The organism is Streptomyces sp. NPDC056948 (assembly GCF_042674225.1).
Taxonomy (GTDB): domain Bacteria; phylum Actinomycetota; class Actinomycetes; order Streptomycetales; family Streptomycetaceae; genus Streptomyces; species Streptomyces purpurascens.
Window position 1 is genome coordinate 1 of record NZ_JBHUQX010000340.1, and the last position, 10,553, is coordinate 10,553.

Consider the following 10,553-nt stretch of genomic DNA (forward strand, 5'->3'; position numbering starts at 1 on the left):
TGACCATGACCTTCCCCACCGCCAAGGCCCTGGAGGAGCGCCGCGACGCGGCGTACGAGGCCTACATCGAGCTCATCGGCCGGGCCAAGGCGACCGGCCGGCTGCGTGCGGACTTCGATCCATCGGACCTGGTGCTGGTGCACATGGCCAACGCCGGTGTCGTCAACGCCGCCGGCGACGCGGCCCCGGACACCTGGCGCCGCGTCGTCGCCCTGTTCATCCAGTCCTTCGAGGCCCCCGCCCGCGGCCCCTTGCCCGCCCCGCCCGAGCACGACGCCCTCGACCAGGCCATGCGCCGCTCGGGCCCGGCAGCCCTCGCCGGACCGGAGGCGGACCGGAGCGGCTGACCTCAGGGGCAGGAAGGAGTGCCCGTGCGGAGGCGCCGCGAACTACGTCGGGCCCGGGCGGGACATCAGCGCAATGCGGCAGTCAGCCGGTACCGACCGGACGGCAGGCGGTACCCGCAGACCCCGTCCTCGAATCCGAGGAAGCGCACTCCGGGCACCCGGGCCAGCGGGGTGCGTCCCTCACGGACGGCATCGGCGGATGCCGCCGGAAGGCGCACGGTCGCCTCGCTGTTGGCGGGCACGACCGCCTCGTACGCCAGGGCCCGCCCCGCCTCGACGACCTCCCACGCGCTTCTGATCTCGCCGTACGGCGACTCGTACGAGCCCGCCACCCGCGTGATCCTGCCCGTGGGGTCGAGGTGGGGCCGGAGCAGGAAGTGCTTGAAGCCGGGGCTGTCCGGGTCACGGGCGATGCCGGCCATGTGCGTGTACATCCACTCCATGATCGCGCCGTAGGCGTAGTGGTTGAAGGAGTTCATGCTGACCGGGCCGAAGCCGGCGTCCTCGGAGTAGGAGTTCCAGCGCTCCCAGACGGTGGTGGCGCCGTTCTTCACCGAGTACAGCCAGGACGGCAGGGCGTCCTGGTGCAGCAGCTCGTACGCCAGGTCGGCGCGGCCCTCGTCGGACAGGACGGGGGCCAGGACGTTGACGCCCAGGAAGCCGACGGACAGCGTGTTCTCGGCGTACCTGACCCGGCTGCTGTCCGGGTGCGCCGCCTTGTAGGCCGCGTCGTTGCCGATGTTGTCGGCCAAGTGCCCGACGAGCGCGCGGCGTTGCGCCTGTGTCTCGTAGAAGCCGAGCTTGAGGACCCACAGCAGCGCCGTCTGGCTGTTGTCCTCCGTCTTCTGGTTCGGGTCGGCGCCCGGTTCGATCGGGGAGGCCTCGCCCAGGCTGGACCTCACCGTGACCTGGCCGCCCTCGGTGCTCAGGTACTTGGCGATGAACGCCTTCCTGATCCGTCCGAAGAGGCGCTGGTACGACTCCGCTTCCGCGCTCCGGCCGATCGCCCGGGCCATCTGCTCCATCAACCGCGCGGAGTAGCCGTAGTAGACGTCGCTCATGAGCTGGGCGCTGGTCTTCTGCGGTGCCAGCCAGTCGCCGGTGAGTGACCCCTGACCGGCGTAGGTGTCACCGGTCCGCTCCCGGATCCAGTCCAGGTAGCGGGTCATCGCAGGCCAGTTGGCCTCGACGACGGTCGCGTCACCCGTCATCTGCCATACGGTCCATGGGAGGACGACCCCGCAGTCCGCCCAACCGCTGCCGCCGTCGGGGAAGTTGTACCGCCCGCCGGGGGCCACTCCGGTGAACTGTGCTTTGTCCGTGCCGTAGATGGTCTGGGAGTCGACGACGGTGTCCTGGAAGTGGCGGAGGAAGACGCCGGCGTCCGCGTTGTACAGGCCGGTCATGGCGAAGACCTGGGTGTCGCCGGTCCAGCCGAGGCGTTCGTCGCGCTGGGGGCAGTCGGTGGGCACCCAGAGGTAGTTGCCGCGCTGGCCCCAACGGATGTTGCTCATCAGCCGGTCGATGTCGGGATCGTTCGTGGTGAGGCTGCCGGTCTCGCGGATCGCGGATGTGGCCGCCTTGCCGGTCAGACCGGTGATCGTGACGGTCTCCGTCGCGGTGACCGACACGTAGCGGAAACCGTAGAAGGTCAGGGCGTCCTGATGGGTCTCGCCGTGCCGGTCGCCCTTGAGGATGTACGTGCTGGTCGCCTTGGCACTGCGGAGGTTGGCCCGGTAGAGGGAGCCCTCGGGGCCGTCCGCGCCGGCGCTGTCGTCGTTGAGCATCTCGCCGAACCTGAACTCGACCCGGGCGCCGGCCGGGCCGCGCAGGCGGTAGCGGGCGACGCCGACCATGTTCTGGCCGAGGTCGAAGACGGCGGTCTCGCCGCTGCCGATCGTGACAGCGGCGGAGGCCGCCTGCTCCGGGTCGGTCACCGTCCGGGTGGGGTCCACGACGATGCTCCCCTTGCCATTGGGGCTGTCGTCCTGGCCGGTCACCCCGGTGGCCACGGTGATCGACCGCGGCCGGCGGTCCCACTTCGGCATGAGGCGCGCCGTCTCGGCCGGGTAGGCGAGGAGTCGCACGTCCGGGTACTTGTCCTCGAAGGCGACGCGCTGCACGTCCGCCCACGCGCTGTCGTCGAATCCGGGCGCCGTCCAGCCCGGCAGTTCCTTCCGGGCGTCGTAGGTCTGGCCGTCGTAGATGTCGTCGGCCCGGTAGGGGCCGGTGTCGGTGGCCTTCCAGGTGCCGTCCGGCTCGGTGACGACCGACTGCGACGTGCCGTCGGCGTACCGGAGCAGCAGCTTGGCCTTGACCGCGAGGGCGTTGCCGTCCTTCGAGTAGTACGTGCTGCCCTCGGAGACCCGGCCGTTGTACCAGCCGTTGCCCAGGACGAAGGCGAGGGTGACCGCCTGTTCCCGCGTCACGAGATCCGTGACGTCGTACGTCAGGTAATTGATGCGGGCGTCGTAGTTGGTCCAGCCCGGGGGCAGCAGTTCGATCGTGGTGCCGCCGTCCTGCGGGACGGTCACGTGGTGTCCGTTGACGTAGGCGTCGTAGACCCCGAGAGCCGAGACGTACAGCCTCGCCTCGCGCACCCGCCGCCGGCCGTCGGTCCTGAGGGGTGTCTCCCGCCGCAGCATGGGAGCACCGGCCGAGCCGGGCGCTTTCCCCTTCATCCCGATCCACTGCGCGCCGTCCCACCCGGCCACACCGTCGGTGCTCATCAGGCCGGTCTCGAACGCGGACGGGAACGCGACACCGACCGGACGGCCTTCCGCGTCCCAGACGGTGACGGTCCAGTGGTAGCGGGTGGAGGCGCTGAGCGGCTTGCCCTCGTAGCGGACGGCCACGGAGTCGGAGGAGCGGACGCGCCCGCTGTCCCAGACGTCCGCGCGGGCGGCGGAGAGCCTGTCGGGCGAGCTCGCCACGAGGATCCGGTACGACCCCTGGCTCCGGCCACGGGTCGCCGACCGGATGCGCCACCCGAAGCGCGGCCTGTTCGCGTCCATGCCGAGGGGATCGGTGCGGTGTTCGACGGTCAGCGCTCCCACCGCGTGGCCCTCCGGAAGGCGGGACGCTTCCGCGGCGGCACTCGTGCCGCCTCCCGTGGCACCGGCCCCTACCGACACGACACCGGCCGTCGCGGCGAGCACGGTCCGGCGACGCACTGCATCATGACTCACGCCTGCTTCCTCCCATATTGAATCGATTCAAAATCGCGTTGTCCAGAGCCCAATCCGGCCTGGCACGTGAGGTGGATGTCGCCCTGCGGTCGATCGTGGGTAACGTTTTCCGAAGAAGGGTGGGCCCGACCCTAGAGAGCACCCTGCGGGACGTCAAGATGCCGGGCATACACTCGGCGGCAGCGTTTCCCAGAGAGGCAAGGGACCGGATGGAGCCGCCAGCACCACGTCGCAGAGTCACCATCGTCGACGTCGCGCGTCACGCCCATGTCTCCACGACCGCCGTCTCCAAGGTGCTGCGCAACGCCTACGGAGCCAGCCCCGAGATGCGTGCCAAGGTGCGGCGCGCGATCGATGAACTGGGCTACCGTCCGCACGCGGGCGCGAGGGCCCTGCGTGGCCAGACGTACACCATCGGCGTGATGCTGCCCGACATCCGCAACCCCTTCTTCCCCGAGATCCTCGACGGCATCACGGGTTCGCTGGAGGACACCGAGTACCAGGTGTTCCTCGGACCGGGCTGCAACGGCGAAAAGGCCGAGGCCCGCGTCACCGAGGCGATGATCGACCGCGGCATGGACGGCATCGTCCTGGTCGCCCCCGTGTCGTCGCGAGACCGCCTGGAGCATGTGGCCTCCGCCGTGCCGACCGTCGTCATCGGCCGGCACGGGTCGTCTCCGCTGTACGACACGGTGGCCGACGACGACATCGAGGGCGCGTCCCTGGTCGTCGGCCATCTCGCCGGTCTCGGGCATCGCCGGATCGCCCACATCGATCATCACGAAACCGATCCCGCACGCCTCGCGGAGATGCCCAACGCCCGGCGTGCCGACGGATACCGGCTGGCCATGCGGGCGCTCGGCCTGGAGGAGTCGATCGATGTCGTCTCCACCAGCTACACCCAGGAAGGCGGCTACGAGGGCGCGAAGCAACTGCTGACCCGCCCGCACCGGCCCACGGCCGTCTTCGCCGGGGCCGACGTCGTCGCCATGGGTGTCCTGGAAGCGGTCGGCGAGGCCGGGTTGTCCGTCCCCGGCGACATCTCGGTGGCCGGCTACGACAACACCACCTTCGCCGCGCTCGGCCCGATCTCACTGACCAGCGTCGACCAGGCGGGGCACGAGATGGGCAGGAACTCCGTACGCCTCCTGCTGGACCGGATCGCCGACCGTCACCGGCCGTCGAGCCGGGTCATGCTCTCCCCCACGCTCGTGCCGCGCCGGACCACGGCCCCTCCGTCTCTCTAGGCCGGCCGCTCCGGGGTCGGCGTACGACGTCCTGTCCGACGCGTATCTCGGCGAGCTGCAAACGGAACCTGGTCGTCTCGTCGGCGGCGGGTGCACCCAGCCTGGTGGCGCGCAGGCGCAGGTAGCGGCCGGTGGCGGAGGTGAGGGTGTAGGTCTGGGCGGCTCCCCCGGGGTTGCTCTGGCCGGTGACGGTGCGGACGGTGGTGTAGGTACCGGAGCCGTCACCCCGGGTCTGCAGGGTGAAGTCGACGGGGAAACCCGCCGTACCGCCGCCCGCGGCAGACGTGTCGGTGCGCGGATGAAGGGTGACGCTGCCGATCGCCCGGTCGGCGCCCAGGTCGACCTCGATCCACACCGGCGTGTCGCTGACGTCGGCGGAGGAGAAGTCGATGCTGGTGAAGCCCTTGGCGCCGGCCACGCTGGTGGTGGTGCCGTCCAGGACGCGGGTCTTGCCCCAGTCGCCGTTCTCCAGGGTGTAGTTGCCGGTGACGGTGGTCGCGGCGGTGGGGACCGTGAGTTCGGCGAGTTGGAGACGGTACGCGGCGGACTCGTCGACGGCGGGCGCGCCGAGCCTGGTGGCCCGCAGACGGATATGGCGGGCAGTGGTCGTCTTGAAACCGTAGGTCTGGACGAGCCCGCGAGGGTTGCTCTGGCCGGTGACCGTGCGGACGGTGGTGTACGTACCGGAGCCGTCACCCCGGGTCTGCAGAGTGAAGTCGACGGGGAAACCCGCCGTACCGCCGCCCGCCGCGGACGTGTCGGTGCGGGGGAAGAGCCGTACGGCGTCGAGGTCCGTGTCCGAACCGAGGTCGATCTCCACCCACACGGGGTTCGCGCCGACGTCGGCGGAGGCGAACTCCTTGCTGGTGAAGCCCTTCGCCCCGGTCAGGCTCGTGAGCTTGCCGTCGGTGAGCCTGTCTCTGCCCCAGTCGCTGTTCTCCAGGCTGTTGTTGCCGGTGACGGGCCTGCCCAGAGCGAGGTTGTCGAGTCGGCCGGTGCCCGTCGCCGTGAAGGTCCAGGTGCCGGGCCGGACGGTGAAGTACACGTACGAGGAGTCCTTGCCGTCCCGGCCGAGACCGCTGACGCCGCCCCTGAAAGAGCCGCCGCTGAAGACGGTGGTGCCGTTCGCCTCGATGAGGGGCTGGGAGCCGCCGTATGTGGGGACGCCCACGCGAGCGGTCGTTCCGTTCGGTGAGGTGAGCGTCAGGGTGACCCGGGTGCCGTCGCGCCGGATGCCGAAGCGGATGTCGCCCTGGACGGTGGGCGTGACCGTGTCGATCTTCGTGAGCGTGCCGGTCTGCGGGATCACCTCGTACGTCGTCCAGCCGGGCCGGGTGGGGCGCACACCGGCGGCGTACGCGGACAGCGCGTACAGCGGCCCCCCGTTCCAGGCGTGGTTGTCGGTGCCCGCGGCCTTGTCCCACAGCTCCCACAGGGTGTGGCAGGCGGGGTCGGCGACCTGGGCGGCGAAGCGGTTGCGCATCCGCTCCTCGGCGACGGTGGCCGCGCCCATCAGATACAGCGCCTCCAGGACGTAGAACTCCATGTACGGACTGGCGTTGAGGTGGGTGCGCAGCACCTCGGTGACGGCACGGTGGCGGGAGGCGGGAGCCAGGCCCGCGACGACGGCCAGGGCGTTGGCCCGGTCGTCGGTGCCACGGGTGTAGCCGGGTGAGCGGTACTCGTTGCCGGAGGCGTTCCACAGCACGCGGTCGAAGTTGGCCTTGATGCTGTCCCGTTGGGCCTTCCAGCCGGCCGCATCGCCGCTGCTGCCGCTGAGGTCTGCCAGCTTGGCGGCCGTGTCCAGGGCCAGGTAGTACCAGCAGTTGTCGAGGACGCGGGCGTCGATGTCGCTGCCCCAGTCCTGCCAGTCCCAGTCCCCCGCGCGGTGGGCGACCAGGCCGTCGCCGTCCAGGCTCCACAGGTTCAGGTACTTCTTCACCGCCGGGTAGGCCCGGGTGACGGCGTCGGCGTTGCCGGTGTGGAGGTAGTAGGTCCAGAAGGACCAGACCGAGGCGAGCATCTGGACGGGCAGTTCGGCGGTCCAGATCACCGACGGCATCGGGGAGTAGAGCACCCCGCCGGACTCCTGCCAGGAGACAAGCTGGGAGATGGCCTTCGCGCCGAGCGCGTGGGATCTGGTGTCGAAGGTGTAGAAGCCCTCCTTGAGCTGGTTGACCACGTCGCCCCACCACTGGGCGCGCTCGCGGGTCGGGCAGTCCATGTAGTTGTCCCGCATGTTGACGTACATCGTGCGGGCGGCCTTGGACCACAGGGTGTCGAGGAAGGCGTCGTCGCTGCTGAACGAGCCAGCGAAGTCGGTGTCGTAGCCGCTCTCCCGGTACTTCAGCTCCAGAATCGTCACACCGGCCGGGACGGTGTACCGGACCGCGGTGCCGCTCATCCAGCCCAGCGACTCGAACTCCTGGACTCCGCCGGTGCAGACGTAGGTGGAGCGGACGTTGTAGCCGGTCCCGGGCTCGATCCCGGTCAGGTTGGCGCCGTCGTCGTAGTGGTCGGTCCGGATCCCGATGACCGCGCCGGCCGGAGCGTCCACCTTGAGGTACGGGGTGACCTGGATGTTGGACGGGAGGGCGGCCGAGATCGCGGTGGAGCCCTGGCCGGTGCCGGGGAGGGCGGAGGCGTTGATGTAGGACCTCAGGCCGGAGTGGCGGAACAGCGGGATGGGCCGCCGGACGAGGTTGTTCCAGGGCGCGGAGCCGGCGGCCCCGAAGCCGGTGGGCGCTGTCCAGCCGCTGTCGTCGAATCCCGGGGACCGCCAGCCCGCGATGGCGGTGGCGTCGCGGGCGTCGTAGTGGATGTTCGACTCGGGCAGCCGGAAGTTCGCCTGCGGACCACTGGTGTCGTGGGAGTAGCCGGGGTGGACGGTGTGCTTCCAGTCGGTGTCACTGACCAGGCGGGTGGTCGTCGTGCCGGTCCTGAGGTCCGACTGGAACAGCAGACCGCCCTTGCCGCTGCTGTGGTGCGAGAAGCCCTGCTTGCCGAAGTGCCGGACGAGCAGCGCGATCGTGTTGTCGCCGCTGTTGAGGTGCGGGGCGAGGTCGATCTCGTCGAAGTAGGTGTCGGTGCGGTTGGGGCCGCGTTTGAGGCCGCCCTCGAAGACGACCAGCGTGCCGTTCACCCACAGCCAGTACTTGGAGTCCACCGCGATCCGCGTCACGGCCTCGGTCGGTGCGGAAGCCAGCCGGAACGACCTGCGGAAGGCGACCCACTGGTTCGTCGAATCGGACGGCGCCCATATCCACTTCGCGGTCCAGGACTCCGCGGCGGCCGCGGCCGGTGCGAGGCCGGGAAGGACCAGGGAGCCCAGCGTGGGTGCGAGGGCCACGGCTATGGCCGACCGCAGGGCAGCCCGGCGGGAAACGTTATGCATCGAGGGGACCTTCCCAGAGTGCGTCGAGGAGGGGGTATGAGGGGCGACCTTCTTGGGATTTACCTTTTGAATCGATTCAATCCTGGTCTTGCAGGCGCGATCTTCAGCTCCCCGGGAAGGGCTTGTCAATGGGTTGGGCAGAAGGTGGCTAGGGTGGGCGGCGTGGAGCTCCTACACCTGCGCTACTTCGTCGCCGTCGCCCAAGAACTGAACTTCTCCACCGCGGCCCGCAAGCTGCACATGGCGGCGTCCCCGCTGAGCCGGCGGATCAAGGATCTCGAGAGCGAGCTCGGGCACCGGCTGTTCGACCGCGACACGCATCGGGTGAGGCTCACCCCGGCCGGCACGGCGCTGCTGCCGATCGCGCGCGGTGTTCTGGAGCAGGTCGATTCCATCCGGTGGCGACTGGACGAGACGTCCCGGCCGCAGCGGACCACGTTGCTGCTCGGCGTCCCCAGCGGCATCCATCCGGACCTGCGCGAACGGATGGACGCCCTCGCCGAGCGGGTCGGCGACCGTTTCGAGATCAAGCGCTGGCCGGGCGGCACCGACCGGCTGGTCGACGCGGTGTGCGACGGGCGGCTCGCGCTGACGCTGGCCCGGCTCCCGGTCGGCGGTGACCCCGCCCTGGAACAGTTGCCGGTGATGTCGGAGCGGCTCGGCGCGGTCGTGCCCAGGGACCGGTTCCCGGGGCGGGAGTCGGTCGCGCTGGCGGAGCTGGCCGACCTCGCCTACGCGGGCTCCCCCACGGCCGTGACCAACGCGTATTTCCGCGGGCTCGACCAGCAACTGTCCGACCTCGGCATCAAGAAGCGGATCGAACTGAGCAGCGTCACTTTCGACGGAGTTTCCGAGATAGTGGCCAGTGGTCTGGCATTCTCCATTTCCATGCTGGATTCGAGAAGCCCTGTACAGAATTACCGTCTTGACAATGTGGCGGTCCTCCCCTTCTCGGATTTCCATCCGACACTGGAGACCGGCCTGTTCTGGCGCAAGGACCGAGCTGACGGCGGTGACCTGGAAGAAGTCATCACAACGGCCTGCGAGGTATTCGCCGAGCCTCTGCACGCCTGAATCCTCAGAACCCTCCTCATAAAGCGGTATGACCACTGCGGTCATACCGCTTTTCGTTATTTGGTCATTCCGTTCGAGACCAGCCCTTGCTAACTTAGTTTCCAGATACACACATGCGGTGAAGCTAGGAGTGAAGGTAACGATGACGGAAATCACGGACACCACCGCCGGCCCTCTGGACGGCGTGCGCGTGATCGACCTCTCGACCGTGGTGATGGGCCCGTACGCCGCCCAGATCCTCGGTGACCTGGGCGCCGACGTGATCAAGATCGAGTCGCCCGCAGACACCGTGCGCGTGGGCCACTACCGCACGACACCGGGCATGACTCCGCTGAACCTGAACGTCAACCGCAACAAGCGGAGCGTGACCCTCAACCTCAAGGACGAGACCGACCGGGAGCGCGCGCTCGACCTGGTCGACACCGCGGACGTGCTGATCACGAACATGCGGCCCGGCGCGCTGCACCGCCTGGGTCTGTCGTACGCCGACATCGCCGCCCGCAATCCGCGGCTCGTCTACGCGCACGCCCAGGGGTTCCGCGGCGACTCGGACCGCGCCGGCCACGCCGCGTACGACGAGACCGTGCAGGCCGCGTCCGGCCTGGTGGACATCGCCGACCGCGCACTGGGCGAGCCCGTCTACCTGCCGACCATCATCGGCGACAAGGTCTCCTCCCTGACCATCGCCTACAGCGTGCTCGCGGCCCTGCTGCACCGGGACAGGACCGGCCTGGGCCAGCAGGTCGAGATCCCGATGACGGACACGCTGATCGCCTTCAACCTCGTCGAGCACCTGGCGGGCCACACCCACGTCCCCGAAAGCAGCCCCACCGGCTTCCCGCTGTCGATGCTCAAGGGCCACAAGGCGGTGCGCACCAAGGACGGCCTGGCCTGTGTCATCCCGTACAACCCGCAGAACTACCGTGACTTCTTCACGGCCGCCGGGCGCCCGGACCTCGCCGAGGACCCGCGGGTCGGCGGGGACGCCATCGACAGTGCCGACCACGAGGGCCTGGCCGAGCTGATCGGCGTGTGCGCCCCTGAGCTGACCACCGAGGAGTGGGCGGAGGTGTGCGCCAAGCACAGCATCCCGATGGCGCCGGTGCTGGAGCTGGAGAACGCCCACGAGGACCCCTACGTCCGCGACGGTCACCTGCTCGACACCGTCGAGCACCCGACCGAGGGCACCGTCCGCACCATCGGCATCCCGGTGCGCTTCTCCGCGACCCCCGGCTCGATCCGCCGGCTGGCCCCGGTCGCGGGCCAGGACACCGAGGAAGTCCTCGCCGAACTCGACGCCGCC

At 69.6% G+C, this 10,553-nt stretch carries 5 protein-coding genes and 1 pseudogene; 4 read left to right on the forward strand and 2 right to left on the reverse strand.

Annotation, left to right across the window (positions count from 1 at the left end; all coding sequences use genetic code 11):
* A pseudogene (locus tag ACFTZL_RS33210) lies at positions 1-347 on the forward strand (TetR/AcrR family transcriptional regulator); the annotation flags it as partial.
* Positions 348-412: 65 nt separating this feature from the next.
* On the opposite strand, the gene ACFTZL_RS33215 reads toward ACFTZL_RS33210, so the two are convergent.
* Positions 413-3,535, reverse strand: coding sequence for a family 78 glycoside hydrolase catalytic domain (locus ACFTZL_RS33215; protein WP_382590431.1), 3,123 nt, complete (start codon positions 3,533-3,535; stop codon positions 413-415).
* 209 nt (positions 3,536-3,744) lie between these two features.
* Here ACFTZL_RS33215 and ACFTZL_RS33220 point away from each other — a divergent pair, with 209 nt between their 5' ends.
* A complete protein-coding gene (locus ACFTZL_RS33220; RefSeq protein ID WP_382590434.1) occupies positions 3,745-4,782 on the forward strand; it encodes a LacI family DNA-binding transcriptional regulator in 1,038 nt (345 codons plus the stop codon).
* Here ACFTZL_RS33220 and ACFTZL_RS33225 read toward each other — a convergent pair.
* Positions 4,727-8,176, reverse strand: a complete 3,450-nt coding sequence (locus tag ACFTZL_RS33225) for a discoidin domain-containing protein (protein ID WP_382590437.1) — start codon at positions 8,174-8,176, stop codon at positions 4,727-4,729. The genes ACFTZL_RS33220 and ACFTZL_RS33225 overlap by 56 nt on opposite strands.
* A 162-nt stretch (positions 8,177-8,338) precedes the next feature.
* On the opposite strand from ACFTZL_RS33225, the gene ACFTZL_RS33230 reads away from it, so the two are divergent.
* Both ACFTZL_RS33230 and ACFTZL_RS33235 read left to right on the forward strand, forming a co-directional pair.
* Complete coding sequence (locus tag ACFTZL_RS33230) at positions 8,339-9,250, forward strand: LysR family transcriptional regulator (RefSeq protein WP_382590443.1); 912 nt, start codon at positions 8,339-8,341, stop codon at positions 9,248-9,250.
* 142 nt (positions 9,251-9,392) lie between these two features.
* Positions 9,393-10,553, forward strand: a 1,161-nt coding sequence (locus tag ACFTZL_RS33235; RefSeq protein ID WP_382590440.1) for a CaiB/BaiF CoA transferase family protein, incomplete at its 3' end; no start/stop codon positions are given.

What these genes read in the sequence shown, in the direction of transcription:
- ACFTZL_RS33225 (WP_382590437.1), bottom strand. Translation starts at nt 8,176, where the DNA reads ATGCATAACGTTTCCCGCCGGGCTGCCCTGCGGTCGGCCATAGCCGTG.
- ACFTZL_RS33220 (WP_382590434.1), top strand. Translation starts at nt 3,745, where the DNA reads ATGGAGCCGCCAGCACCACGTCGCAGAGTCACCATCGTCGACGTCGCG.